This is a genomic window from Gemmiger formicilis (genome assembly GCF_024462815.1).
Classification (GTDB): Bacteria; Bacillota; Clostridia; order Oscillospirales; family Ruminococcaceae; genus Gemmiger.
Map to the genome: position 1 here is coordinate 99,619 of NZ_JANGCG010000002.1, position 24,833 is coordinate 124,451.

24 protein-coding genes and 5 tRNA genes are annotated in these 24,833 nt (G+C 56.6%); 9 read left to right on the forward strand and 20 right to left on the reverse strand.

What is annotated here, in order from left to right; genetic code table 11:
• The first annotated feature begins 34 nt into the window (after window positions 1-34).
• The 4 genes from NE623_RS02920 to NE623_RS02935 all read left to right on the forward strand — a co-directional run bounded on the left by NE623_RS02920 (window position 35) and on the right by NE623_RS02935 (window position 2,534).
• Window positions 35-274, forward strand: coding sequence for an acyl carrier protein (locus NE623_RS02920; protein WP_256271752.1), 240 nt, complete (start codon window positions 35-37; stop codon window positions 272-274).
• A 64-nt stretch (window positions 275-338) separates the two neighbouring features.
• Window positions 339-755: a MaoC family dehydratase gene (locus NE623_RS02925; protein ID WP_256271750.1), complete on the forward strand. Its 417-nt coding sequence runs from the start codon at window positions 339-341 to the stop codon at window positions 753-755.
• Window positions 756-805: 50 nt separating this feature from the next.
• A complete protein-coding gene (locus tag NE623_RS02930; RefSeq protein ID WP_256271749.1) occupies window positions 806-1,546 on the forward strand; it encodes an SDR family NAD(P)-dependent oxidoreductase in 741 nt (246 codons plus the stop codon).
• A complete protein-coding gene (locus tag NE623_RS02935) occupies window positions 1,539-2,534 on the forward strand; it encodes a hypothetical protein (RefSeq protein ID WP_256271748.1) in 996 nt (331 codons plus the stop codon). Before NE623_RS02930 ends, NE623_RS02935 begins: the two co-directional genes overlap by 8 nt.
• A gap of 38 nt (window positions 2,535-2,572) precedes the next feature.
• Here NE623_RS02935 and NE623_RS02940 read toward each other — a convergent pair whose 3' ends face one another.
• The 3 genes from NE623_RS02940 to NE623_RS02950 all read right to left on the reverse strand — a co-directional run bounded on the left by NE623_RS02940 (window position 2,573) and on the right by NE623_RS02950 (window position 3,799).
• Window positions 2,573-3,469 carry a YitT family protein gene (locus NE623_RS02940; protein WP_256271747.1) on the reverse strand — a complete coding sequence of 299 codons (897 nt, stop codon included), beginning with the start codon at window positions 3,467-3,469 and terminating at the stop codon, window positions 2,573-2,575.
• Between the two features lie 148 nt (window positions 3,470-3,617).
• A tRNA-Pro gene (locus tag NE623_RS02945) sits at window positions 3,618-3,690 on the reverse strand.
• A gap of 35 nt (window positions 3,691-3,725) precedes the next feature.
• Window positions 3,726-3,799: transfer RNA gene (locus NE623_RS02950), tRNA-Gln, on the reverse strand.
• A gap of 1,539 nt (window positions 3,800-5,338) precedes the next feature.
• Between NE623_RS02950 and NE623_RS02955 the strand changes: the two genes are divergently transcribed.
• Entirely contained in the window at window positions 5,339-7,309 is a 1,971-nt protein-coding gene (locus NE623_RS02955; RefSeq protein ID WP_256271746.1) for a replication initiation protein, read from the forward strand.
• A 110-nt stretch (window positions 7,310-7,419) separates the two neighbouring features.
• Here NE623_RS02955 and NE623_RS02960 read toward each other — a convergent pair whose 3' ends face one another.
• Both NE623_RS02960 and NE623_RS02965 read right to left on the reverse strand, forming a co-directional pair.
• Window positions 7,420-8,355 carry a CobW family GTP-binding protein gene (locus NE623_RS02960; RefSeq protein ID WP_256271745.1) on the reverse strand — a complete coding sequence of 312 codons (936 nt, stop codon included), beginning with the start codon at window positions 8,353-8,355 and terminating at the stop codon, window positions 7,420-7,422.
• Window positions 8,356-8,357: 2 nt separating this feature from the next.
• Window positions 8,358-9,329, reverse strand: a complete 972-nt coding sequence (locus NE623_RS02965) for a Gfo/Idh/MocA family protein (protein WP_256271744.1) — start codon at window positions 9,327-9,329, stop codon at window positions 8,358-8,360.
• Between the two features lie 258 nt (window positions 9,330-9,587).
• Here NE623_RS02965 and NE623_RS02970 point away from each other — a divergent pair, with 258 nt between their 5' ends.
• The 4 genes from NE623_RS02970 to NE623_RS02985 all read left to right on the forward strand — a co-directional run bounded on the left by NE623_RS02970 (window position 9,588) and on the right by NE623_RS02985 (window position 12,916).
• Window positions 9,588-10,763, forward strand: coding sequence for an IS110 family transposase (locus NE623_RS02970; RefSeq protein WP_256271743.1), 1,176 nt, complete (start codon window positions 9,588-9,590; stop codon window positions 10,761-10,763).
• A gap of 244 nt (window positions 10,764-11,007) precedes the next feature.
• Window positions 11,008-11,084 (forward strand) — tRNA-Val (locus tag NE623_RS02975).
• Window positions 11,085-11,324: 240 nt separating this feature from the next.
• Window positions 11,325-11,927, forward strand: coding sequence for a Type 1 glutamine amidotransferase-like domain-containing protein (locus NE623_RS02980; RefSeq protein WP_256271742.1), 603 nt, complete (start codon window positions 11,325-11,327; stop codon window positions 11,925-11,927).
• 221 nt (window positions 11,928-12,148) lie between these two features.
• On the forward strand, window positions 12,149-12,916 hold the full coding sequence (locus NE623_RS02985) for a zinc ribbon domain-containing protein (RefSeq protein WP_256271741.1): 768 nt from the start codon (window positions 12,149-12,151) through the stop codon (window positions 12,914-12,916).
• 72 nt (window positions 12,917-12,988) lie between these two features.
• On the opposite strand, the gene NE623_RS02990 is transcribed toward NE623_RS02985, so the two are convergent.
• The 15 genes from NE623_RS02990 to NE623_RS03060 all read right to left on the reverse strand — a co-directional run bounded on the left by NE623_RS02990 (window position 12,989) and on the right by NE623_RS03060 (window position 24,832).
• Window positions 12,989-14,143 carry an FprA family A-type flavoprotein gene (locus tag NE623_RS02990; RefSeq protein WP_256271740.1) on the reverse strand — a complete coding sequence of 385 codons (1,155 nt, stop codon included), beginning with the start codon at window positions 14,141-14,143 and terminating at the stop codon, window positions 12,989-12,991.
• A gap of 141 nt (window positions 14,144-14,284) precedes the next feature.
• Window positions 14,285-14,932 (reverse strand): 4Fe-4S binding protein, encoded by a 648-nt coding sequence (locus NE623_RS02995; protein ID WP_256276133.1) that lies wholly within the window; start codon window positions 14,930-14,932, stop codon window positions 14,285-14,287.
• Window positions 14,895-15,134: a (Fe-S)-binding protein gene (locus NE623_RS03000; RefSeq protein WP_256276134.1), complete on the reverse strand. Its 240-nt coding sequence runs from the start codon at window positions 15,132-15,134 to the stop codon at window positions 14,895-14,897. The genes NE623_RS02995 and NE623_RS03000 overlap by 38 nt, the downstream gene beginning before the upstream one ends.
• Before the next feature lie 18 nt (window positions 15,135-15,152).
• The gene (locus tag NE623_RS03005; RefSeq protein WP_256271738.1) at window positions 15,153-15,794 is read right to left on the reverse strand and encodes an electron transport complex protein RnfA; all 642 of its coding nucleotides are present in this window, start codon (window positions 15,792-15,794) and stop codon (window positions 15,153-15,155) included.
• Window positions 15,791-16,483 (reverse strand): electron transport complex subunit RsxE, encoded by a 693-nt coding sequence (rsxE, locus tag NE623_RS03010; protein ID WP_256271737.1) that lies wholly within the window; start codon window positions 16,481-16,483, stop codon window positions 15,791-15,793. The genes NE623_RS03005 and rsxE overlap by 4 nt, the downstream gene beginning before the upstream one ends.
• A 3-nt stretch (window positions 16,484-16,486) precedes the next feature.
• On the reverse strand, window positions 16,487-17,062 hold the full coding sequence (locus NE623_RS03015; protein WP_256271736.1) for an FMN-binding protein: 576 nt from the start codon (window positions 17,060-17,062) through the stop codon (window positions 16,487-16,489).
• On the reverse strand, window positions 17,062-18,018 hold the full coding sequence (locus NE623_RS03020) for an RnfABCDGE type electron transport complex subunit D (RefSeq protein WP_256271735.1): 957 nt from the start codon (window positions 18,016-18,018) through the stop codon (window positions 17,062-17,064). Before NE623_RS03020 ends, NE623_RS03015 begins: the two co-directional genes overlap by 1 nt.
• A gap of 3 nt (window positions 18,019-18,021) precedes the next feature.
• On the reverse strand, window positions 18,022-19,359 hold the full coding sequence (locus tag NE623_RS03025) for an RnfABCDGE type electron transport complex subunit C (protein WP_256271734.1): 1,338 nt from the start codon (window positions 19,357-19,359) through the stop codon (window positions 18,022-18,024).
• A 326-nt stretch (window positions 19,360-19,685) separates the two neighbouring features.
• Window positions 19,686-21,089, reverse strand: coding sequence for a Sapep family Mn(2+)-dependent dipeptidase (locus tag NE623_RS03030; protein WP_256271733.1), 1,404 nt, complete (start codon window positions 21,087-21,089; stop codon window positions 19,686-19,688).
• Window positions 21,090-21,263: 174 nt separating this feature from the next.
• The gene (locus NE623_RS03035; protein WP_256271732.1) at window positions 21,264-21,689 is read right to left on the reverse strand and encodes an RNHCP domain-containing protein; all 426 of its coding nucleotides are present in this window, start codon (window positions 21,687-21,689) and stop codon (window positions 21,264-21,266) included.
• Window positions 21,690-21,905: 216 nt separating this feature from the next.
• Entirely contained in the window at window positions 21,906-22,796 is an 891-nt protein-coding gene (gene sdaAA, locus NE623_RS03040; protein WP_256271731.1) for an L-serine ammonia-lyase, iron-sulfur-dependent, subunit alpha, read from the reverse strand.
• Window positions 22,797-22,810: 14 nt separating this feature from the next.
• Window positions 22,811-23,467: an L-serine ammonia-lyase, iron-sulfur-dependent subunit beta gene (gene sdaAB / locus NE623_RS03045; protein ID WP_256271730.1), complete on the reverse strand. Its 657-nt coding sequence runs from the start codon at window positions 23,465-23,467 to the stop codon at window positions 22,811-22,813.
• 191 nt (window positions 23,468-23,658) lie between these two features.
• A tRNA-Ser gene (locus NE623_RS03050) sits at window positions 23,659-23,749 on the reverse strand.
• Window positions 23,750-23,790: 41 nt separating this feature from the next.
• Window positions 23,791-23,881: transfer RNA gene (locus NE623_RS03055), tRNA-Ser, on the reverse strand.
• 123 nt (window positions 23,882-24,004) lie between these two features.
• Window positions 24,005-24,832, reverse strand: a complete 828-nt coding sequence (locus tag NE623_RS03060) for a histidinol-phosphatase HisJ family protein (RefSeq protein WP_256271729.1) — start codon at window positions 24,830-24,832, stop codon at window positions 24,005-24,007.
• Between the last annotated feature and the right edge of the window lies 1 nt (window position 24,833).

Below are 24,833 nucleotides of genomic sequence, written 5' to 3' on the forward strand. Positions count from 1 at the left end.
TAGGTAACTACCAATATATAAAGGAGTTACAACAATGACTGAACAGGAAATTCTGAGCGCGGTACAGGATATTTTCCGCGATAATTTTGATGATGATTCCCTTGAGATTACCCGCAGCACCTGCGCCGATGATATCGAGGACTGGGACAGCCTGGAGCAGATCAATCTGCTGACGGCCATTGAGAAGAAGTTCAACATCAAGTTCAAGCTCGCGGATGTCCGCGGCCTGAAGGACGTGGGCGACCTGCTGGATCTGGTTGCACGGATGGTGTAATTCTTATACCTTAAATTGGGCGGCATCCTGCCGCCTTTTTTCAAATTGTAGAAGGAGCCCTGCCATGAATCACTATACACTGGCGGAAATGACCCCCGGCCTGACCGAGGAATTTACCGTGACGGTCACGCCGGAAATGATGGATGCCTTCCGCGCCATCACCGGGGATGTCTCCCCCATCCACATTGACGCCGACTATGCCAAGGGGCGCGGCTTTCCGGGCCGGGTCGTCTACGGTATGCTGGGGGCCAGCTTCTTTTCCACGCTGGCGGGCGTCTATCTGCCCGGCGAGCACTGCCTGCTCCACGGTGTTGAATGTAAGTTTGCCAAGCCCATCTTTATCGGCGATACCCTGACCGTGAAGGGAACGGTGGTTTCTGTCAGCGAGATTGGCAGCGAGGCCGAAATCAAGGCAGTCATCACCAACCAGGACGGCAAGCGCGTGACCCGCGGCATCATCAAGGCCGGATTGGCAAAATAACAGCTCCGCCGGGGCTGCTTTGCCCGCGGCGATTTCTGAGGAGAAAAACTATGCCTTATACCTATCTTATCACCGGCGCCACCAGCGATGTCGGCCGTGCGCTTATCGAACGTCTGCTGGCCGATGCGCCGGATGCCACCGTGCTGGCACAGGGCTGCGGCGATCTGGAAAAGCTGGCTGACCTGTGCAGCCGCTTCCCCGGTCAGGTGCGCCCCTTTGACGTGGACCTTTCCGACCGCGCCAAGGTGGACACCTTTGTGCAGCTGCTGGCAGCCTCGGCCCCCGCGCCGACCCATTTTATCCATCTGCCCGCCCTGCCGGTTGTGAACGCCAAGTTCAAGGCCTTTGACCAGACCCGCTTTGACCGCGACCTTGAAATTCAGGTGCACAGCGCCGTGCGCATCTGCCGCGCCGTGCTGCCCGCTATGGCCAAGGCCAAATTCGGCCGCGTGCTGTTCATCCAGACCAGCTACACCATCGGTTGCCCGCCCAAGAACACTGCCGCCTACGTCATGGCCAAGAGCGCCCTCGGCGGGCTGGTCAAGAGCCTTGCCGTGGAGTATGCCCGCTTCGGCGTCACGGTCAACTGCGTGGCCCCCAGCATGATGGAGACAAACTTCCTGAAGGACACGCCTGACCTGATTGTGCAGGCTGCCGCCGAGGAAAACCCGATGGGCCGCAACGCGACCCCCGCAGACGTTGTGCCCGCGATGGCGTTCCTGCTCTCTGACGAGGCGCGTTTTATCACCGGCGTAACGCTGCCGGTCACGGGAGGGTCGGCCATTGTCTGAGACAACGTTCCGGCTGGCGCGTCTGGGCGAGGACGCTGCCATCATTGACTTTATCAATGAAAATTTTGATATGCGCCTGCCGCTGCTGAACCGCCCCGAGCTGTACCACCACTACTACGCGGGCCGCGGCGGCGTCCCCCAGTTTGCCGTGGCGGAGGAGGACGGCCAGTACGTCAGCGCGGCCGGGTATATTCTGGCCAACACCAAGCGCCGCCCCGATGTCTGGGTCAGCGTCTGGGTGGCTGTCAAGGGCCACAACGGCGTGGGGCTGGAGCTGATGAACGCCCTGCCCGGCCTTCTGAACGCCGACGTGGTGGCCTGCAACAACATCCGCCCCAACACCTGCACCTTTTATCAGTTCCTCGGCTGGCAGGCCGAGCGTCTGCCCCACTACTACCGTCTGGGTCGGCGCCGCGCCTACTATCTGGCCAAGCCCCTGCGCTATTCCCTGCCCCCTGTTCAGCGCGATTTAGGGCTGGCCAAGGTGGAGAGCGCCGCCGATTTGCTCCCGCTGGGTATGCCCGCCACGCCCCACACCCCGCGCAAGGACATGTGGTACATGATGCGGCGGTATTTCCACTACCCGCATTTCAAGTATGATGTGTGGGCCGCCTGCGAGAACGGCAAGCTGCTGGCCTATGTTGTGACCCGCACCGTCACGGCCGAGGAAACCGGCTGCGCCGCCGTGGTGCGGCTGGTGGATTTCATCGGCGAGGACACCGTTCTGCCGCGCCTTGGCGCCGCGCTGGACGCCATCCTGAACCACGTAGGTGCCGAGTACATGGACTGCTACAACGCCGGTATACCGGCGGATGTCTGGCTGGCCGCCGGTTTTACCGAGCGCATGGAGGGCGACGGCTGCATTATTCCCAACTATCTGACCCCGCCCCTGCATGAGAACACCGAGTATTACTATTTCACAAACAAGCCCGAGAATTTCGTTATGTTCAAGGCCGACGGCGACCAGGACCGTCCGAATCTGAAATAAAAAAATCCGTAAGCATCACAAAAGTGCTTACGGATTTTTTATTGCGCGTTTTCGCGGCTGCCGTGCAGCAGGTCCGCCACGGCGGTAATGGTCATATAGGCGTCGGGATCCACCGTCTTGACCAACGCCTTCAGCTTGACCATTTGGAAGCGGTTGACCACCACATACAAAACGCTTTTAGGCGCGTCCGAATAAAACCCACGCGCATCCATAACGGTAATTCCTGTGCCGAACTGCTCCGACACAGCCGCCGCCAGCTCCTGCTGGCGGGATGTGACAATCATCGCCGCCTTGGAGCTGTCCAGACCGTCCACGATGAAATCCACGGTTTTGGAACCCGCCGCATAGGTGACAATCGAGTACAGCGGCAGAATCCAGCTGCCCATAATCACCCCACATATAATGTAGAGCAGCACGTTATAGACCAGCACAAAGGTACCGACCGAGACGCCGAGCCCCTTGGCAAAGATGACCGCCGCCACCTCAATACCGTCCATAGCGCCGCCGTAGCGGATGGCCAGACCACTGCCCACACCGGACACAATGCCGCCGAACAGCGCGCACAAAAACAGGTCTGTGCCTGCCAGCGGCGAAGCAATGCTGACGTCCACCGGCAGCACATCGGTAATCAGCCAGGCCGCCGCCGAGTAGACGCCTACCGTGAAGATGGCATACACCGAAAACACTGCCCCCTGCCGCTTAAAGCCCAGCAGAAGCAGCGGAATGTTGAGCAGAATCAGAAAGAATGAGAGCGAGAACGTGTCCGGCGTCAGCTGGGAAAGCAGGATGGACGTGCCGGAAATGCCGCTGTCATACAGCTGCACCGGCGCAATAAAAATCGTGACGCCGATGGCATTGATGACGCCCGCCAGAAACAGCATCAGAAAATTCAGCGGGGAGAGCTTTGCGCCAAAGGCAAGCAGCTTTTGTTTCATGGTTTGCACAGGGACCTCCTCGTGTATATTTTATAATGTATATAAAGTATACCGTATCCGGGGGACTGCTTTCATTAAAAAACCGTTAATTCTGGCAAAACAAAAAGCCGCAGACGCTACCAGAACGTCTGCGGCTTTTTATCAGAAGTCGGAGTGACGGGATTTGAACCCACGGCCTCTTGGTCCCGAACCAAGCGCGCTACCAACTGCGCTACACCCCGTAAAGAAAAACCGCAGCAGCTGGGCTGCTGCGGTGTGGTTGGGGATGAGAGGATCGAACTCCCACGGGCGGAGTCAGAGTCCGCTGCACTACCATTATGCGAATCCCCATCGCATTTGTGTCTTGGGCGTCTGCCCTCAACGCTCATATATTATAGCGTGCCCGGTGGGATTTGTCAACGCTTTTTTCAAAAAAACTTTTACTTTTTTTTTGCTTTTTAGATTCAGGCGTTGCTTCGCATTTTTTCATGGCAATACCATAAGGTGGGAATTGTGCGGGGTTGCCTTAGGATCCGTTCACCAGCTTGCCGGTCATATGCTCCGGGGTAAGCGCCAGACACAGTACGCGGGAACCAGCGGTGGCCATTTCCTTGGTAAAATAATTGTCATCGTCGGTAAACTTGCGGCAGAGCTCCCGGCAAATTTCTGCCTTCCGCGGGGCCGTGCAAGCCCTGCGGGTTGTTATTCACGGCACATTTCCCGGTGCCGGAGTTGGAACGGCCGACACATTTTTCTACAGGCTGTATTGTTATTTCCGGCACAATTTGCCCGAAAGGTATTGTTATCGGGCGCACATTTTGCAAAAATCGACGGTTGTTATCCGCGGCACAATTTCCGGCAGAGGCAGCGACAGAATTTTTTGGGTGGTTGTTATTCACGGCACAATTTGCAATTTTTCCGGCCCGCTGCGGGGTTGTTGTTCAGCGCACATTTTGAAAAGGGCCATCCGCCTCCCCGGAAAAGACAGGTTGTTATTCACGGCACATTTCGCAGGATTTTTCTCTTTCCGGGTATTGTTATGCAGCGCACAATTTCCATTCTGTAGAATATTGTGCGCTGCCTTTCCGGCTATTAGTTTTTTATAATACAGCGTTTATGCGCCATTTTACTGTTGTTATTCACGGCACATTTTGCAAAAATCCTGTTTTTATAGTTGTTATCCGCGGCACATTTCCCGGCAAAAATTCTTCTGCATCGCCGGGTTGTTATTTACAGCACAATTCGGCGGTATCAAAGGGCCGAGTTGTTATGTACGGCACATTTCAAACAACCCGAAAATTCTCTTTTTCGAGTTGTTATCAGGCGCACATTTCCCTTTTGCAGGATTTTTCCGGCAGAGTTGTAACGCTGCGCATAATTCCAAAAATTCTGTTTTGGAGGGTTGTTATTCTCAGCACTTTTTAAAAATTCCACAAAAAATCCGCACCGCACCTTTTTTGTTCAAAAAAATATTTTTTTGCGTTGTTATCCGCGGCACATTGTTATCTGCGGCACAATTCGGTTGTTAAAGCCAGCACAGCTTTGTTGTTAAAGGCTGCACATTTTTGTTGTAATTTTCGACATAGCTAAACCTTATTTCTAAATATATATAAATACAACCTAAAAATTCTGAAAACGAAAAACCGCAGATTCCGGGCCGGAAAAGCAAAATGTGTCGAACGTTACAATAATTGACATCCCGCGCACAATCTGCTATGATACGCATAACGAATCCTGCGTACTGTTTTGGGAAACTTCCATATACAGCGCCGGGGTCATTAGAAATTTTAGAATCGTGTTGTTATTCAGAACACATTTCCGGGGGCACCGGGGGCAGACAGCCCCACCCGGGAAGGTGATTTTTTCGTGTGCAAAATTGAGGTTATGTTTATGGCATCTCAGACAGGAGCCCAGCCGACGCCAAAGACAGCGTCCAAGTACAGTCACCCCAAAAAGCAGACCACCAAGACCGGTACGGCGGCCAAGGGCGATAAAGCCGGCAAAAACGGCAAGTCGCAGGCGCCTGTGGCCACCTACAGCGGCCGCGGCAGCCAGACCATCGTTCGCAAATCCAATGACCTGATTCAGAACGCAATGTACAGCCTTTCGTTAAGTCAGCAAAAGCTGATGCTGCACATTTTTGCGATGATCAAGCCCTCGGACACCGAGCTGCCCCGGTACGAAATGTCCATCTATGAGTTTCTGAAACTCTGCGGCGTGGACCCCCACAACGGCTCGATGTATCGTCAGGTCAAGCAGAACATTGAGGACATCGCCAACGCCAAGGTGCAGTGGATTCGTCTGGCTGGCACGCAAAAAATAACGATGTTCCGTTGGCTTTCCAGCGCGACCATTGATGAGGGCACCGGCAAGATTGTCCTGACGCTCGACCAGTCTTTGAAGCCGCACTTAATCCAGCTCAAAGAGTTCTACACTACCATGAACATCACCTATACGCTCCCGATGAAGAGCCAGTATAGTCTGAAAATTTATGAGCTGTGCAAAAGCTACCAGAATCTTTATCTCTCCAAGAAGGAAAAGGGCGAGCCGCTGGTCTGGAACATTGAGACGCTGAAAAAGCAGGTGGACTGCAATGCGTCCAACTGGGCCCACGTGCGCCGCACCGTGCTGGACAAGGCCAAGAGTGAGATCAACGGCCACACGGACATTTATTTTGACTACGAGGTCTTTGAAAAAGATCGTCAGCGCGTCATTGCCATTGCGGTCACCATTGAGCCGGTGGACAAGCAGGTGGCGGACGATAAGTTGAACGAGATTACCAAATCCATGTCCAACAAGGTGCGCAACAAGAAGAACAAGCTGACCCCGGCCGAGACCGGCACGCTGGACGATGATCCGAACGTGCTGACGCTGGAATATGTCTCCGTGCCCGAGACAACGATTCCCTATTCCTTCGGTGCTACGCCGGATTTGCTGCGGCAGGAGCTGGAAATCAAGGCCGAACCGGACAAGCTCATCCGCGAATTGACGGCTGACGAGATGGACGCCGTGCGCACGATTATTGACGCGATGGTCAAGATGGCAGGCACGCCCCGCGGCAATGACCGTATGATTGACGGCGGCAACGCGGCGTTCTTCCAGACGATGAACAACGTCATTGACAACTGCGGCGGTCTGCGCCGCTGGTTCGAGGGCGTGGCTACCCGCTACGCCACCAAGGTTATCCCGGTGGCGCGCACCAAGAGCGCTCCCCTGCCCTATCTGTCCCGCGCGATTCTCGAAGATTTGGAAAATTATCGTATCTACGTTACTGGTGGTATGCCGGAGGAGTTGGAGGACGACTACGATGCCGCCCCCGAAACGCCGGACATTGTGGAGACCACCGATTTTGTGGAGACCGATGCCGAGCCGGTCAACCAGCTTACTCCGGAGGACGCGGCAACGAAAAAGGACGTTACAGCAGCACTTCTGCGCTACATCGACCGCGATGCGCTCACGTCCCGGCTGACCACCGGCCAGATGGAAGCCTTTGACGATATTCTGCAGATGACGGCCTACTTCTGCCGCCGCAACGTCAAGGGTAAGGATGACGGCATGATGGAAGGCAAAGCCAATATGCAGTTCCTGAATTCGCTGAACAAGGTCATTGCCCGGTACGAAAGCCTGACCCCGCTGTTTGAGGCGATGGCTGTGATGATGGATTACGACACCTACTGGAAGGACCTGATGAAAAACCCGAAAATCAAGAACCCGAAGCTGGTTTTTCAGTCCGAGGTCGAAAAAGCGCTGCTGATGCCGTCCGCCATCATCGGTGAATATACCGCTCGCAAGGCCCAGAGTGATTCCGCCCACGCCGTGCACAAGGAATACAACTGGACAAAGGTATTTGACGAGGAATAAACGTAAGTACGGAAAAAATAGTAGAATTGTGCTTTGAATAACAACATCCCCGGTATTTTCCTGTTGCGGGAAACACCGGGGATGTATATTTATGCCGGATGAATAAATATTCACAACTGTTTTACAACTGCTTCGATGGCGGCTTTGTCCAGACCCTCGCCAATGACAATCAGAACCTCCTGCCCATTGGGGATGGGCTGGACGGTTATGGCGTCGCGGGCGGCGTTCAGCTCAACCCAGCCGCCGTCTGCGGGGATAAAGCCCTTGATGCGCAGCACATGGCCGTACCGGGCATCGTGTAGCAGCGTCTGCACGACGGCGCGCAGTTGCTCCACCGTGCGGCCAATCTCGAGAAAATACAACGAAGTAAAGGCTTCGTGCTCGTCAAAATGCAGCTTGACATAGCTGGTTTGCTGCCAGCTGCAGTGGTCAAGGCGGGCAAAATCTGCGTCAGTCAGCGTGTCCCAGACCTTGCGCAGCACGTCCGCGCCAAAGCGGCGGGCGCAGTGGCAACCCGCCAGCGCACGGTTCAGGTGCGCCACCACGGCGTCTGCTTCGGCCGCAGAAGCCTGCTGGACGCGGCTCAGCACAACCATACCGGCGCTGGCGGCCTCGGAGGCAAGCAGATAGTCCGCCTGCGGCGAGAGCGTCTCCTCCAGTCTGGCATCCACAATCGCAATGACATTGCCCAGCGTGTACCAGCGGTCCAGCGGCTCATCCCGCAGAATATCGTAAAACTCATCCACGTCAAAAATTCCGCTGGGCTCAATCACAACCCGGTCAAAGCCGCGCATGGCCATAGAAATCAGCTTGGTGCGCATCCGGCGCTGGTGGGTGTCGCAGTCGCAGCCGCCGCTGATGGTCTCTATATCGCAGTGCTCCCCGATGAGGTCCTGCAGCAGCATCGCATCCACGTTCACCGCGCCGAAGTCATTTTCCAGAATACAGACGTTGTGCCCCTGTTGAACCAGATATTGCACGTAGCGGCGCAGAAACGTTGTCTTGCCGGAGCCGAGGAAGCCGGTGATGAGGTCAACCTGTACCATGCTTACTCCTCCTCCGGGTAGGTCATACCCCACTGGCGGCGGATTTCCGTCATGATGCGCATAACATCCCGCGTGTAGTCCAGATGCATGGTCCCCTGCCCTGCCACGGAGCGCTCCATATCCTCCACCTCATAGAGCAGGGCATCGGCAGTGCTGCCGCCGCGCAGGGTCTCCTTGCTGCCGTCCTCCGTGTAGGTGATGACAGCTTCCTGCCCGCGGGGATAATCATAGATTTCCACATAGCCCTTGTCAAAGGCAATCGTGCCCCGCTTGGGCTGCTTGGCGTGGAGCGAGAGAATGACCGAGGCCATCTCCTGCTCCTTGTTTTTCAGCAGGATGCCCGCCTGCTCGTCCACGCCGGTGGGCGCGTACCGCACCTGCGACACAATCTGGTCCGGCGCGGAGGTCATAAACCACCGCACACAGGACAGCGCATAGACGCCGATATCCAGCAGTGCGCCGCCCGCCAGATTGCGGTTGAAGAAGCGGTTGGACATATCGTAGGGCTTGTAGCTGCCGAAATTCATCTGGATGAGCCGCAGCTCGCCCAGTGCGCCGGTGTCGATTTTCTGCTGCAGCTTCTGGTAGATGGGCATATGGTAGAGGGTCATGGCCTCAGCCAGCACCACGTGGTGTGCTTCCGCCAGGCGGATAGCCTCTTCCAGCTCATCGGAGTTCAGGGTGATGGATTTCTCGCACAGGACGTGCTTGCCCGCCGCCAGCGCCTTGCGCAGATACTGGATGTGGGTGTTGTGCGGGGTGGAGATATAAATGATGTCCACGTTTTCATCGGCAAAAACGTCATCAATCTGGTCATAGACCTTCTCAATGCCGTATTTCTCTGCGAAGGCGATAGCCTTGGCGTGGGTGCGGTTGGCAACGGAATACAGCTTCTGCCCGCGGCTGGCCAGCGCCTGCGCCAGCTCATTGGCAATTATGCCGCAGCCGAGGGTAGCCCAACGGTAGGTTTGCATAGATAAGACTCCTCGTATTATAAAGTAGTAGTTATTAGAGTCCCTCTCCAAGGACAAAATGCTACAATAGACAAGGTGCTGTGGATTGGTTTAAACCTCCTACCGCAAGACGGTTTCGGAAAGGCTCCAACCACGGCTCTTTGTTTTTAGTGTTAATCAGTTAGATACCGCCAGACGGTTTATATAGAACGAGGTTACATAGCAAAGAGGTGTGGCTCTAAGCAGCACTGTAAAATAAAACGCCGGAGGTAAAAAGAAATGATTTTTGTTGGTATCGATGTTGCAAAGGACAAGCACGATTGCTTTATCCTCAACTCGGAAGGAACGGTCTTGGCAGATGTATTTACCATTGCCAATAACCGCATCGGTTTTGAGACGCTTCTTTCAAGAATCCAAAGCTGTTCCCAAGGTGAAAGCAAAATAAAAGTAGGGCTTGAAGCCACAGGACATTACAGCTACAATCTGCTGGGGTTTCTTTTAGACAGCGGCCTGGCAACCTATGTCATTAACCCTCTGCACACGAACCTCTACCGGAAAAGTCTCAGCCTGCGAAGAACCAAAACAGATTGGATAGACGCGCGTACCATTGCAATGATGCTCATGTCTGATGTGGACCTCAAGTCCTACTCAAATACAGCATACCACAATGAAGAGCTAAAGTCACTAACCAGATACAGATTTGATAAGGTAAAAGAGCGCGCCAAGCTGAAAAGCTCCGTTGCGCGGTTAGTGAATATTCTATTTCCGGAGCTCGAAAAGCTGGTTTCAAGCCTGCACATCGCTGTTGTATACGCACTGCTGAGCAACTATCCGGGTGCAAGCTATATCGCAAACGCCAATACTGAAGAACTCGCTGAGACTCTTTGCACCGCCTCTAAAGGTCGTTATACCAAGTCTAAAACCGCGGAAATCCAAGTAGCCGCAGGGGTCTCCATTGGCTCGAAAATGCCTGCTAAGTCTATGGAGTTGAAACACACGATTGCTCTCATCCGCGAGCTGGACAAAGAAATTTCTGAGGTAGAATCCGCAATTGACAAGATTACATCTCAGATGGATTCTCCCATCTTTACAATCCCCGGTATTGGCCGACATATGGGTGCAATGATTCTTGCTGAAATTGGAGATTTTTCCAACTTTGCAAGCGCAGACAAGCTGCTGGCTTATGCTGGACTCTCTCCATCTACATATCAGTCAGGGCAACTGCAAAACTGTTATGCTCACATGGAAAAGCGTGGCTCCAGATATTTGCGATATGCTCTTTTCAATGCCGCCAAATATGTTTGCCTTTGGTGTCCTACATTCTCGGCCTATCTTGAAAAGAAGCGTTCTGAGGGAAAGCATTACAATGTTGCCATCTCTCATGCTGCTAAAAAGCTGGTAAGGCTTATTTTTGCTATGCAGCGTTCTGGGAAAGCCTTCTTAGCTGATTATTAAGCGTGCGATTTTATACGGAGCGAGTATCCGACAACGGATGCTCTTGTTTGCTATACCAATTTTCACCACCTTAAAATTTCTCTCGAAAATTTTGTTTTGGGGCTTGACTTTTAATAGTTAGTCTTTCCCGATTCTGCCAACAGTATAGCCCATTTGCCGCAAAAAGTCCACGACAAATAAATTTGAAATTCACACTTGACAAACGGGGCAAAATCCCTTATAATATCATTTGTCAATCGCCTATGGATGATTAGCTCAGCTGGTTAGAGCGCTGCGTTCACATCGCAGAGGTCGAGGGTTCGAGTCCCCCATCCTCCACCATATAGTTCGTACCCGAACCCGATTCTTTATGAAAAAGGGTTCGGGTACGTTTTTTGTTTACGGGAGGTTCTGCGGCGGGAGTACGCAGAACGGTGAGCAGGAACGAACAAAGGCGGGGTATCACCATGGAGGTGGTGCCCTGCCTTTTGCTTTGCTCTGACATAGAGGGGTAGCATTTCGGATGGCGGTATGATATACTCAGTTCAACAAATCGGAATTTATATATAAAGGAGAATATTGATGAAACTGTTTTTATGTTCGCACTTTTCAAGTGTAGGAAGTCTGATAAAGGAAGAAATTGAAAATAAAAAAGTCGCATTTATTCCAACAGCTTCGCTGCGTGAAGGCTACACCGGTTATGTCGGCTCGGCTCGAAAACTATTCAAAAAGTTGGGAGCAATCGTAACTGAAATTGATATTTCAACGGAGGCTTATTCAACGATACAGTCTGTTTTTGAAGATGCGGATGTGATATATTTTACCGGCGGAAATTCTTTTTTCCTTATAGACCAGCTCCGTAAAACGGGAACGGATGAGCTGTTGAAGAAAGAATTGGCAAAGGGAAAACTGATGGTTGGTGAATCGGCAGGTGCGATTATATGCGCTCCAAGCATCCAATATATCGAGCAAATGGATGAAAAGCCGGAGGACTACTCACAAGAAGATGATGCAGGGCTTGATTTGATTGATTTCTATGTTCTTCCGCATTATCTTACAGCACCATTTAAGAAAGTTACCGAGAAAATAATGACTGAGTTTTCGGATTTGAATCTATGCCCAATTAACAACCGTCAGGGAATTGTAATTGATGGTGAAGGTTCAAAGGTTATTTGCAAAGACTAATTTGAAAATTCCAGTTTGCCGAACACTGTTTTATAGCCATCTCCTGCGCATCGGAGGGGTCAAGACCCCTCCCTACAGGTGTTCCCCCTATAGCGCAGTAGGGGCGGGGCTCTGCTCCGCCCGCCCGCGCCCGGACATATGCCGTTTGACCCGCAACTGCGGGTTGCTTGCGGTTGCACCTGCCAACGCCTATAATTGGAATTACAAGGAGGTGCTTTCTATTGAACACCAAGGATGTAATCCATCAGCTCCGCACGAAAAAGCGGATGTCACAAGATGAGCTGGCCGAAAAAGTATTTGTGACACGGCAGGCGGTCTCGCGCTGGGAAACCGGTGAAACGGTGCCCAACACCGAGACGCTAAAGCTGCTTTCCAACCTGTTTGACGTTTCCATCAATACGCTTCTCGGCTCGCCGCGGCAGCTGGTCTGCCAGTGCTGTGGGATGCCGCTGCAGGACGATGCCGTCCTTGGCCGGAACCGTGATGGCACCCTGAACGAGGAATACTGCCAGTGGTGCTATGCCGACGGCACGTACACCTACCACGATATGGATGACCTGATTGCGGTCTGCGTCAAAAATATGGTGAACGAGCAGTTCACCGAGGAACAGGCGCGCGCCTATTTGAAGGAGCTGCTGCCGACGCTCGGCTACTGGAAGCGCTATGATGAGCTGAGCGACAACGGCCAGTTTGAGGCGTTCAAGCGGCAGCTGATACAAGAAATCAACGCCCTGCAGATAGAGGGTATGCCGAAGCTGGAAAAGCTGAACGCGCTGGTGGGCCGGTATGTGAACCTTGCCTATCGTTTGCCGAACGGCAGCACTGTCAGATTTCTGGAGGATGGAAAAACCTACCTCGGCAACCAGCTGGAGTCAGAATTTGGCGGGAACCGGTGCTTCGGCGTGGTGGCCGATATGGACTTTCTGCTGGTGTGCACCTATGAAAAGGACGGCGTAAACCCGGAGCTGGTCCTGTACAAAAAGAGATAAAGCAACCCCCGCCCCGAAGCGCGAAAAAACGCACCCGGGGCGGAGGTTTGCGGTTTGATAAGGGAAATTGGGTTACTTGCTCAGTTCATCGGCCAGTGCGGCAAGCTGCGCTTCGGAGACGTCGTTCAGCGCACCCTTGACGGTGACGGTGGTCTCGGCAAAGGTCAGGTTCTTGCTGGCTTCCAGCATCTTGCGCATAACCTTGGCGGCCATCGGCGCCCAGGAGCCGTTCTCAATAAAGGCGACTGTGCGGTTCTGGTAGTTGCGCTCGGTCAGGTGGTTGATGAAGTCCTTCATAAAGGGGAACACATCGGCGTTGTAGGTCGGCGTTGCCAGCACCAGCTTGCTGAAGCGGAATGCCTGCGCCACGGCCTCAGCCATATCGCAGCGGGCCAGATCCATTGCGATGGTCTCCATGCCCTTCGCACGCAGAGCCTCGGCCAGCTTGTTGGCAGCCTCTGCCGTGTGACCGTAGATGCTGTTGTAGGCCACCAGCACACCCTCGGTTTCGGGGCGGTAGGCGCTCCACGTGTCATAGGCGGCCAGCACATCGCCCAGCTGCTCCTTGTGCAGGATGGGGCCATGCAGGCTGCAGACGGTCTCGATGTCCAGCGCAGCGGCCTTTTTCAGCACGGCCTGCACCTGTACGCCATACTTGCCCACAATGCCGATGAAGTAGCGGCGGGCCTCCGGTAGCCAAGGCTCCTCCACGTCCAGCGCACCGAACTTGCCGAACGCATCCGCGCTGAACAGCACCTTGTCGGCATCGTCATAGGTCATGATGACCTCGGGCCAGTGAACCATCGGCGCGGTGACAAAATGCAGGGTGTGGCGGCCCAGCGGCAGGGTGTCCCCTTCCTTGACAATGATGCGGCGGTCGGCGTAGTCGGTGCCGAAGTAGGCCTTCATCATATTGAACGCCTGCGCAGAGGCAACGATGGTTGTCTTCGGGTAGGCCTGCGCAAAGGCATCCACAGAGCCGGAGTGGTCAGGCTCCATATGCTGCACAACGAAGTAATCGGGTGCGCGCTCGCCCAGCGCGGCGGCAATTTTGGTGATCCACTCATCGGTGAAGTGGGCGTCCACACTGTCCATAACCGCGACCTTGTCATCGCAAATCAGGTAAGAATTGTACGCCATACCGTTGGGAACGTCATACTGGCTCTCGAATAAATCGACAAGGTGGTCATTGACACCGACATAAAGAATATCTTTGGTGATTTCCATAACAGCAAACCTCCTGATGATTACAGTTGTTATTCTGAACACAGTATAGCACGACTTTAGGAATTTGTCTTGCTTTTTTGAAAAAATATTTGAAATTTTACAAAAAAAATCCCCGCCTTGCGGCGGGGACGGATGCTTGAATTATACGCGTGTTTTCAGCACTTCATGCTCGGGCACGGGGGCATCCATGGGGCGGGGTGTGCCCTCCACCCACTGGATGGCCTTCTTGGGGCACTTTGCAACGCAGGTGCCGCAGCCGTTGCACTTGGTGTAGTCAATCACGGCCACGTTGTCCTTCAGGAAGATGGCCTGATTCGGGCAGTTGCGCACGCAGAGACCGCAGGCGATGCAGCCGACCTTGCAGGTCTTGTTGACCACGGCGCCCTTGTCCTTGCTGGAGCACTTGACCGCGGGCTGCGGGGCAATGGGTTTCATCTGGATGACATGGCGCGGGCAGGCCACGGTGCAGGCCGTGCAGCCGGTGCATTTCTGGCGGTCGACAACGGCCACGCCGTTGACAATGTGAATGGCGTCAAACTTGCAGGCGCGGGTGCAGTCGCCCAGACCCAGGCAGCCGTAGGCGCAGGCGCTGGGGCCGCCGGCAATACTGGCGGCAGCGGCACAGGTCTGGATGCCCTGATAGTCAAAGCGCTTGCCGCAGTTCTCGCCGCCCGCGCAGATGACGGTAGCGCGCAGGCTGGGGCGGTCATCGGTGTCATTGCCCATAATGGTGTTGATGGCGTCAGCGGTCTTATCGCCGCCCGGCGCGCACTTGAAGGTGGGGGGCACCGTTCTCGACAATGGCCTTGGCGTAGTCGGCGCAGCCGGCATAGCCGCAGCCGCCGCAGTTGGCACCGGCCAGACACTCGGTAATCTGAGCGATGCGCGGGTCCTCATACACGGCCATAAACTTGGAGGCCAGCACCAGAATAACGCCGCCGGCCAGACCCAGCACCACCAAGACAACGATAGCAAATACGATAGGGTTCATTCTCTCCATTCCCCTTTCTTAGAATATCGCGTTGATGATGTTTTCGACCAGACCACCGAAGCCCATGAAGCTCATGGAGGTGATGGCGGCAGAAACCAGCGTGATGGGCAGACCCTTGAAGCTCTCCGGCGGGTTGGCAGCCTCCACGCGGGAGCGCACGCCGCAGAACAGCAGCATGGCAACCAGGAAGCCGACGCCTGCACCGGCAGAGCAGATCAGCGCCTCGGCGTAGGCCAGACCAAAGCCGTACTCAGCCACAACGGCGGAGTAGTCCTGCACGGCCAGAATGGTGACACCCAGCACGCAGCAGTTGGTGGTAATCAGCGGCAGGTAAACGCCCAGACTCTGGTACAGGGCGGGCACGTACTTCTTCAGCGTAATCTCAATCAGCTGCACAAGAACGGCAATGACAAGGATGAAGATGATGGTCTGCAGATAGCCCAGATTGTAGGCATCCAGCAGGAAAATCTGCAGCGGGAAGGTCACGGCCGTGGCAATGACCATAACCACGATGACAGCTGCGCCCATGCCTGCGGAGGAATCCAGCTTTTTGGAAACGCCGAGGAAGGGGCAGATGCCCAGGAACTGCACCAGCACGTAGTTGTTGACCAGAATCATGCTGAAGAAGATGGTGGCAAACGTTGCGATATGAGAGGTCATTGTTCAGCACCCTCCTTCTGTTCTGCCTTGGCGGCGTCAATCTTGTCCAGCATCACGTCGCCGCAGCTCTTGCGCTCAATGGGCTTGTTCAGCTTGCGCTCCAGCCAGACACAGCCGGCCATCAGGCAGCCAAAGACGAAGAAGCCGCCCGGCGCGGAGTTCATGACGGTCATACGGTCAACGCTCTCCGGGATGATGGTAATGCCCATCCAGGTGCCGCTGCCGATAATCTCACGGATGGAGGACATAAGCAGCATGGTCAGGATGTAGCCGATGCCCATGCCCAGACCGTCCAGCGCGGAGTCTACGATGGTGTTCTTGCAGGCGAACATCTCGGCACGGCCCAGAATGATGCAGTTGACGACAATCAGTGCCAGATAGACGCCCAGCGCCTTGTACAAATCGGGCACGAAGGCCTGCAGCACCATCTGCACAACGGTGACGAAGGTAGCGATGATAACGATGTAGCACGGAAGATGCACCTTGGCCGGAATGACCTTGCGCAGAGCCGAGATAACGATGTTGGAGCAGACCAGAACGAAGGTCATGGCCAGACCCATGCCCACAGCACCGGAAACGGTGGTGGTGACAGCCAGTGCGGAGCAGCAGCCCAGCACCAGACGCAGAACGGGGTTCTCACGGATGATACCGGCCGTAAAAACCTTCCACTTGCTCGGTTTCTCGTTCATAGCTTACTGCACCCCCTTGATCTCGTTGTTGAAGCAGTCAATGGCTGCGTTGATGGCGTTGAACGCGCCGTTGCTGGAGTAGGTGGCACCGGCAATGCCGTCCACGGGGCTGCCGGAAGCAACCTCTCCCCCATTCCAGCCGATGAAGCCGGAGGCAAAGGATTCATCCGAAACCTTGGAGCCGATGCCGGTGGTCTGTGTGGAGCCGTCGATGGAGATGCCGGAGATGGCACCCTCGGCGTCAAAGGCGACGTAGACGGTGACATCCTTGCCGGAGTAGCCGGAAGCGGCGGCCTTGACGGCCACGCTGCCGTCCGCGGTCCGGACAGCGCCCTGCACATTGGCGGTGGTCAGGCCGTCGATGGCGGTCATGCTGTCGGTGGTCGTGCCCTCGGGCAGGACAGATACATAAGCGGCCAGCGTCTCGGCCTGCGTGTTTTCTGCAATGATGGGTGCGGTGATATCATTCAGCACAGCCAGCAGGGCGCTGCAGACAAGGCAGATGACAACCAGCACAATAACCGGTAGCACAAGCTCTTTGAAAGCGCTCTGCTTCTCCGTGTTCTGCTTTTCAGCCATTATTCAGCACCGCCTTTCTTGGCTTTCTTGGGCTTTTTGTAGCCCAGCGGCGTCTGGTGGCCCCATGCGTTGAACCACGGGGTCATCAGGTTGCCCAGCAGGATGGCATAGCTCATGCCCTCGTTCATCGAGCCGAAATGGCGGATGAGGAAGGTGATGAGACCGATGAACACGCCGTAGAACAGCTTGCCCTTGGTGGTAAAAGGGCTGGTGACGTAGTCGGTTGCCATAAAGACAGAGCCGAACAGCAGGCCGCCGGACATACACTCGACAAGGGCGGTGTAGGGGCTGCCGGTGTTCAGAGCGGTCAGCACAAAGACGGTGGCCACGATGGTGACCGGGATGGTGGCCTGAATGGTGCGGGTGGCAACCAGATAGGCAAAGCCCAGCAGGACAGCCAGCACGCAGACCTCACCCATCATACCGCCGTGGAAGCCGAGGAACAAATCCAGCAGGCTCAGGCTGGTCTTGTCGGCCACAGCCAGCGGCGTGGCGGAGGCCAGCGCGTCCACCGCCATATCGGGGTAGACATAGGCGGTCATACGGGAGGTGAAGCCGAGGAACAGCACGATACGGCCCACCAGTGCGGGGTTGGCGAAGTTGTAGCCCAGACCGCCAAACAGCTGCTTGGTGATGACAATGGCCACAAAGGCACCCACAACGGCAATCCAAAGCGGCATACCCACCGGCATATTCAGTGCCAGAATGATGCCGGTGACAACGGCAGACAAATCCCCAACGGTGTTGGGCTTTTTCAGCAGCACCTCATACAGGTACTCAAACGCCACGCAGGCCAGCGTGGTCACGGCGACCAGCACCAGCGCCTGCACGCCGAAAATCAGACCCGCGGCAATCACGGCGGGCAGCAGCGCAATGACAACATTGCCCATCAGCCCGCGGGTGGTGGATGCTTCACGGATATGCGGCGAGGCGGTTACGATCAGACGATCTTCCATGAATTATTTGCCTCCTTTCCGCAGCTCGGCCATGTACCAGCCCTTGGCAAGGCCCATCGTCTGGCTGACGGGGCGCTTGGCGGGGCAGGCGTAGGTGCAGCTGCCGCAGGCCACGCACAAATCAACGCAGCGTGCCTTCAGTGCAGTAAAGTCCTTGCTTGCAAAATCCTGCGCGATGACCACGGGCTCCAGACCCATCGGGCAGGCCTCGATGCAGCGGCCGCAGCGGATGCAGGCAGAGGGCTCCGGCAGCGTGGCAGCCTGCTTGCTGAACAGCAGCAGACCGTTGTTCTGCTTCAGCACCGGGAAGTCTGCGCTGGGGGCGGCTGCGCCCATCATCGGGCCGCCGAAGATAATCTTGCCCAGCTCGACACCTTCCTTGATGCCGCCGCACGCCTCGATGACGTCGCGGTAGAGCGTGCCGATGGGAACCTCGATGTTCTGGGGCTTGACGATGGCGTCGCCCTCGACCGTGACGCGCTTGGAAACCAGCGGAATACCGGTCTTGAGGAACTTGCCCAGCGTGGAGACGGAGGTGACGTTCATAATGACGCAGCCGGCGTCGGCGGGCAGGCCCGGCTTGCCGGAGGGGCCAATCTGTGGTACTTCGCGGCCGGTGCAGGTCTCAACCAGCGTCTTTTCAGCGCCCTGCGGGTAACGCATGGGCAGACCCTTGACCTCGACACCCTTCATCTCGCGGGTGAGGGAGGCCAGCAGGTCGATGCACTCCGGCTTGTTGCGCTCAATGCCGATGATGCAGTGCGGAATCTCGCAGTACTTCATGACAGCGGCAATGCCGGAAATGATGGCGTCGCTGCACTCGAGCATCTCGCGGCAGTCGGTGGTCAGGTAGGGCTCACACTCGGCCGCGTTGATGAGCAGCGTGTCGATGGTGTTGGCAGCCAGCTTGACGTGCGTCGGGAAGCCTGCGCCGCCCACGCCCACCAGACCGCAGGCCTGCACGGCGGCCAGCAGGCTGGCCTTGTCGGTCACAACCGGCGGCACACAGGCAGGGTCAACGGTTTGTGCGCCATCGGTCTTGATGGCAACGGCGGTTGCCATAGAACCGTTGGCCATGCGCAGCGGGGCGACATCCTGCACGGTGCCGGACACGCTGGAATAGATGTTGGCGGACACAAAACCGCCGGCCTTGCCAATTATGGTGCCGACCATGACGGTGTCGCCTTTTTTGACGACCGGCTCTGCAGGCGCACCGATGTGCATCGACATAGGAATGACAACGTGCTCAGGCACCGGCATCTTGACGGTCGGCTGCCCGGCGGTTGCCTTCGTGTGCGGCACAGCGGCACCCTTGGCAGAGCGCTTTAGGGACTTGAACAATCTGATTTCCCCCGTTTCTCTGAATTTCTCACCGGGGCAGGCGTTTCTGCTCCCCTGCCGGGGTGGATAACAATACAAGTTTATTGTACCATTTTTCAAAGTCAAGTCAAGCAAGCAAATGGGACAAACAGGCGTTTTTGCACCGAACGCGCAAGATTTGCAACAATTTTCGCAATCGGTGCAGAATACAATAGCTGTATAAAAAATAACAATCCTGCAACAAAAAACGGACAGCCACCCGGGCTGTCCGTTTGAAATTTTACCTTGGCTATACCATTGGCGTCCTGTGCGGGGGTGGGCCTTGCCCGTCCGCCGTACCCGGCGCTTTACAGCTCAATCTCCTGCAGGCGCAGCAGGGCCAGAATATAAATCTTCAGTGCCTCAATCAGCTTTTCAAAGGGTGTGCCCTCGTTGGCGCCGTGCATCGGGCCTGCGAAGGACGGAATCTCGATGTCGGTGTGCTCGGGGCCGAAGCTGACGGCATACGGGAAGTGGCGGGCGTAGGTGCCGCCGCCCATCGTGAAGGGCTTCTTGCCCTCGCCGGTCACATCGTTGTAGGTGTTGATCAGCGTCTGGATGGCCGGGCTGTCGGCGTCAATATAGAACGGCACGCGGCTGGTCACGTTCTCAATCGTGGCCGCCGTGCCGCAGACCTTCTGCAGGGCGGCAGTCATCTTTTCGGGGTCGGTGTTGGTCGGATAGCGGCAGTCGAAGCTCTGGCGGATAACGCCGTCCTTCATCTCAATCGTACCGCCGATGATGGTCAGCGGGTCAAACAGGCCATCGTCTGCGGCAATGCCCAGCGCACTGCCGTCCGTGGTGGCGTGCAAGGTGTGCAGCACCTGCAGATAGGCCTCCTCCTGCGGGGTGCAGACGCCGCTCTTGAGCAGGCAGTCCACAATCAGGCCGATGGCATTGACAGTGCCCTCCGGCATGGCGGCGTGGCCGCTCTTGCCCCAGCCGCGGATGACGGTGGCACCGCCCTCCCCTGCTTCAAAGGTCACGCCTTCGCAGGGAACCAGTGCGCCCGCGGCAACCTGTACGGTGCAGGAGGCGCGGTCCGGCACGGCATTGTGGGCCACGCCGCCCTCAAAGGCGGTGATGATGCCGTTTTCAAATTTGGGGCTGACGAGCTCGCCGTTGAAGCCGCCCTTCTCGCCGTTGCAGACCGGGAACTCGGCATCGGGGGTGAAGCAGAAGGCGGGCATCGGGTAGTGCTCGGCGTAGTAGTCCACGTCGTGCATATTGGTCTCCTCGTTGGCGCCCAGCAGAGCGCGGACGGGGTACTTCAGTGCAGCGCCGCTATCCTTGAGGTATTTCAGCGCGTACAGGCAGAGGATGCTGGGGCCTTTGTCATCGGCCACGCCGCGGCCCAGCAGCCAGCCGTCCCGCACGCGGACGGTGTAGGGGTCGGCGTCCCAGCCGTTGCCCTCGGGCACAACGTCGGTGTGGGTGATGGTGGCCAAAAACTTCTGCCCATCGGCGATTTTGCCGGTCTCGGCCCAGCCGATGTAGCTGTCGGCGTTGAAGGTGTCAAGGCCCAGCTCGGCGGCAATTTCCAGTGCCTTGTCCAGCGCGGCCTTGGGGCCGGGGCCGAACGGTGCGCCGGGCTCGGGCGTACCCTCCACACTGGGCACAGCCACCAGGCGGGTGATGTCCCGCAGGATATTGTCACGGTTCTCCTCCACAAAGGCGTCAATGGACGCCCAGCGCGGATCGTTCACGTTCATAAAGGGTTCCTCCTGATTTTTTTTATTTTAATTTCAGTATATCATATTGGAGAAATTTGTAAATGGGAAGTTGCGTAGAAAGCATGGCAGAGGGGTGGGGTCCTCAACGCCCCGGCGGCATGGGGGCATGCCGCCCTACGGTTTGTGATGCCGTTTGGCGCACCCCGCAAACATTCACCGCATCCTTCCCTCCCCGCCCATCAGGGCGGTCATTTCCTCAATGCGCTCCAGCGGGAACGGCGGTGCGCAGAGCGGACGCATGGCGATGCTCATCAACAGCATGGGATTGTCATCCGCAGCAATGCGGTTTGAGGTCAGCCTGCCGCATAAACGGCAGCGGTGGATGAGCGCCCACTCGCCGCTTTTGCGTACCCAGACGGCGATGGGCTCCATCTGTCCGCCGCAGTCGGCAGCGCGGTCGCCGGGTTCATTGTCCAGATGCAGGCTGACAAGGCAGTTGGGGCAATGGTTGCGGTGCTGTGTGCCCGCCCCGATGGGCACCACGACCCGCCCGCAGTGCTTGCAGGTAAAGGTGTCGTCACAGCGGTGGTTTTTATAGTATCCGTTTTGGAATTGTTTGCGTTTGTTTTCACGGTTCATGGATGTGTCCTCCCGAATTTTTACAGTAAGCGGTAAAAAATCCGTGTGGGAGGAACGCGTAGCATTTGGCAATGGCGCGACCTCCCGGTCAGCGCACAAGCTCCAAAGCACCTGATTTCAAAAAGCAGTTCTCCTTATTATTATAATAGAAATGATTGTAGGGGCGGCCGCAGGGATGCATGCCGTATGCGCCCGTCCGTTTGCTGCGGAGGAAATTTACGCCTCCTCTTCCTCATTGTTCATCGTGACGATCTCGCAGATGGCACGGCCGGTGGGGGTGCCCGCCAGACCGCCGATGCCGGTCTCCCGCAGGTCCTTGCTCATGGCGCTGCCGACCTCGGCCATTGCGTCAATGACCTCGTCCGCGGGGATGTGCCCCACCACGCCGGCCAGCGCCATATCGGCGGCGGAGACAGCGTTCATCGCGCCGATGACATTGCGCTTGACGCAGGGAATCTCCACGAGACCGGCCACAGGGTCACAGACCAGACCCTCCAGATTGGTCAGGGCCATGGCAAACGCCTCGGCGCACTGCTCGGCGGTGCCGCCCTTGAGGTCAACCAGCGCCGCCGCAGCCATTGCGCTGGCAGCGCCAACCTCGGCCTGGCAGCCGCCCTCGGCCCCGGCCAGGGTGGCGCGTGCCGCCACAACCTGCCCGAACCCGGCGGCTACATACAAGGCGCGGTGAATTGCGGCTTCATCGGCCAGCCCGCGCCGCCACAGCGGCAGCAGCACAGCGGGCAGAACGCCGCAGCTGCCCGCCGTGGGCGCAGCGACAATGCGTTTCATGCAGGCGTTGCACTCAGCGGTTTTCAGTGCCTCGGCCATAACCTCGGCAAAAAAGCCGTCGGCGTACAAAAGGCCCTGCGCCGCTGCTGCGCTGACCTTGGCGGCGTCACCGCCCGCAAAGCCGCTCATCGAACGGTCAGCACCGCAGTAGCCGTCACTGGTGGCCTGCATGACCGACCACAGGCGGTGCATCTCGGCCTCGCTCTCGGCGCGGGTCAGGCCGCTTTCGGCCAGATCGCTCTCCAGAATGAGCTCAAACAACGGTTTGCCGGTGCTTTTGCAGAGCTCGACCATCTCATGCACAGAGGAAAATGCCATTGTCGCGGCCTCCTTTACAGATTCAGTATCGTGACCTTGACGATGCCGGGCTTGCTGCGCAGCTCGCCCGCAATCTCGTCGGGAATGGCTTCATCACATTCCAGAACCATGACGGCATAGCCGCCCGCCGCCGAGCGATAGAGCTGCATGGTGGCGATGTTGACGCCGTGCTCGCTCAGGCAGGTGGTCACCGCCGCCACATGGCCGGGGGTGTCCTGATTGTGGACGATGAGTGTGTTGTGGTCACCGCCGAAGTTGGTTGTGATGCCGTCTATCTGGCAGATGTTGATGCGCCCGCCGCCGATGGAGGCACCCACAACCTCCAGCTTGCGGCCCGATACGCCGGTCAGGCGCAGCACCGCTGTGTTGGGGTGTGCGCCGCGCAGATTGGTGGTGCCGATTTTAAAGTGCAGACCGGCCTCCTTGGCCAGTGCAAAGCTGTGCGGGATGCGGTCATCATCGGGCTGCATACCCAGCAGCCCGGCTACCAGCGCCCGATCCGTGCCGTGACCGCGCCCCGTGGCGGCAAAGCTGCCGTAGAGCAGGATTTCGGCCTCGGCGGGCACCTCGCCCAGCAGACGGCGCGCCGTGCTGCCGATGCGCACTGCCCCCGCCGTATGGCTGCTGGACGGCCCGGTCATAACCGGCCCCAGCACATCAAATAACCGCATCGCGGACACCTCGCTTTTGTGATAGTTATAAAAAGAGTATACCGAATTATCGCCGAGATTGCAAGCTGCTATGGTTTTGTACGACACTTTTACGATATTCTTGCAGGAATACGGGCTATTTATCGTACAATTTTTGCGCTGCTATATAAACCAAAAACCCGCATATCTTACGCAGATACGCGGGTTTTTGTTGGCGGAGTAAGAGAGATTTGAACTCTCGCGGCGGTTTCCCACCCTACGCCCTTAGCAGGGGCGCCTCTTCGACCTCTTGAGTATTACTCCACAAGTCAAAGTGATGGATATATTCACTTATTATCACAAAATGGCGGAGAGGATGGGATTCGAACCCATGGTCCGCTTTCGCGAATCGCTGGTTTTCAAGACCAGTTCCATAAACCACTCGGACACCTCTCCACAGTGGCTGCCGCCAGAATGCGTATATTATTATACAAAAACGCAGAGGAGTTGTCAACCCCTCTGCGTGATTTTTTTGAAATTATTTTCGGGCCTTGCTTTCCTGCGCGGCAGTGTAAAATATTACAGCTCGCAGGGGGTAAAGCCGTTCTTGCCCAGCACCTGAACCTTGGTGTAGCCCAGCTCTTTCAGCTTGGCAGCGGCCTCCTCAAAGCCAAAGGTCAGCGCCTTGGCATCGTGGGCGTCAGCGGTCAGCACCACATTGCCGGACAGCACCAGCCAGTCCTTCAGAATGGCATCGGACGGGAAGTAATCTTTGCGGAAGCCGCGGTAGACGGCAGAGGTGTTGACCTCCAGCACGCAACGGTTGCGGGCGGCGGCCATCAGGGCAGAATTGGCAGCGGCTGCGTAGCGCGGGGCGGTCTCGTCAAAGAACTTGCCGTCCCCGTTAATCTTCTTGATGAGGTCAAAATGGCCCAGAATGGTCGGCTTCTTCTCGGCAACCTTGGCCACGTTGGCAAAGTAAGCCTCCACCACGGCCAGCGCATCACCGTCAAAATCATCGTCAATGCAGGCGCGCAGGTCCTCCTCGCGCCAGTCAATCTCGTAGTATTTGCCGGTCTTGGGGCCGTGGACATAGTGCGCACTGCCAATCCAGTAGTCATACTGGGTCGGGTCATCGTCACTGTACAGGTCCCATTCAAGACCGCACAGAATGTCCAGCTTACCGGCGTAGCGCTCCTTCAGCTTGGCGACCTGCGCCTTGTACAGGGCGGTGCGGCTCTGGGTCATGCAATACTCAAGGTCATGGGGGGTGTGGCTGTGGCCGCTGAAGCCCAGTGTCTGCAGCCCGGTCCGCCACGCGGTGACTGCAATGTCATCCAGCGTATTTTTGCCGTCGCACAATTTAGAATGAACGTGTACAGAGCTTTTCAGGTATTCGCCTGCCATA

What these genes read in the sequence shown, in the direction of transcription:
- NE623_RS02920 (WP_256271752.1), top strand. Translation starts at nt 35, where the DNA reads ATGACTGAACAGGAAATTCTGAGCGCGGTACAGGATATTTTCCGCGAT.
- NE623_RS02925 (WP_256271750.1), top strand. Translation starts at nt 339, where the DNA reads ATGAATCACTATACACTGGCGGAAATGACCCCCGGCCTGACCGAGGAA.
- NE623_RS02930 (WP_256271749.1), top strand. Translation starts at nt 806, where the DNA reads ATGCCTTATACCTATCTTATCACCGGCGCCACCAGCGATGTCGGCCGT.
- NE623_RS02940 (WP_256271747.1), bottom strand. Translation starts at nt 3,469, where the DNA reads ATGAAACAAAAGCTGCTTGCCTTTGGCGCAAAGCTCTCCCCGCTGAAT.
- NE623_RS02955 (WP_256271746.1), top strand. Translation starts at nt 5,339, where the DNA reads ATGGCATCTCAGACAGGAGCCCAGCCGACGCCAAAGACAGCGTCCAAG.
- NE623_RS02960 (WP_256271745.1), bottom strand. Translation starts at nt 8,355, where the DNA reads ATGGTACAGGTTGACCTCATCACCGGCTTCCTCGGCTCCGGCAAGACA.
- NE623_RS02965 (WP_256271744.1), bottom strand. Translation starts at nt 9,329, where the DNA reads ATGCAAACCTACCGTTGGGCTACCCTCGGCTGCGGCATAATTGCCAAT.
- NE623_RS02970 (WP_256271743.1), top strand. Translation starts at nt 9,588, where the DNA reads ATGATTTTTGTTGGTATCGATGTTGCAAAGGACAAGCACGATTGCTTT.
- NE623_RS02980 (WP_256271742.1), top strand. Translation starts at nt 11,325, where the DNA reads ATGAAACTGTTTTTATGTTCGCACTTTTCAAGTGTAGGAAGTCTGATA.
- NE623_RS02990 (WP_256271740.1), bottom strand. Translation starts at nt 14,143, where the DNA reads ATGGAAATCACCAAAGATATTCTTTATGTCGGTGTCAATGACCACCTT.
- NE623_RS03000 (WP_256276134.1), bottom strand. Translation starts at nt 15,134, where the DNA reads ATGAACCCTATCGTATTTGCTATCGTTGTCTTGGTGGTGCTGGGTCTG.
- NE623_RS03005 (WP_256271738.1), bottom strand. Translation starts at nt 15,794, where the DNA reads ATGACCTCTCATATCGCAACGTTTGCCACCATCTTCTTCAGCATGATT.
- rsxE (WP_256271737.1), bottom strand. Translation starts at nt 16,483, where the DNA reads ATGAACGAGAAACCGAGCAAGTGGAAGGTTTTTACGGCCGGTATCATC.
- NE623_RS03015 (WP_256271736.1), bottom strand. Translation starts at nt 17,062, where the DNA reads ATGGCTGAAAAGCAGAACACGGAGAAGCAGAGCGCTTTCAAAGAGCTT.
- NE623_RS03020 (WP_256271735.1), bottom strand. Translation starts at nt 18,018, where the DNA reads ATGGAAGATCGTCTGATCGTAACCGCCTCGCCGCATATCCGTGAAGCA.
- NE623_RS03030 (WP_256271733.1), bottom strand. Translation starts at nt 21,089, where the DNA reads ATGAACGTGAACGATCCGCGCTGGGCGTCCATTGACGCCTTTGTGGAG.
- NE623_RS03035 (WP_256271732.1), bottom strand. Translation starts at nt 21,689, where the DNA reads ATGAACCGTGAAAACAAACGCAAACAATTCCAAAACGGATACTATAAA.
- sdaAA (WP_256271731.1), bottom strand. Translation starts at nt 22,796, where the DNA reads ATGGCATTTTCCTCTGTGCATGAGATGGTCGAGCTCTGCAAAAGCACC.
- sdaAB (WP_256271730.1), bottom strand. Translation starts at nt 23,467, where the DNA reads ATGCGGTTATTTGATGTGCTGGGGCCGGTTATGACCGGGCCGTCCAGC.
- NE623_RS03060 (WP_256271729.1), bottom strand. Translation starts at nt 24,832, where the DNA reads ATGGCAGGCGAATACCTGAAAAGCTCTGTACACGTTCATTCTAAATTG.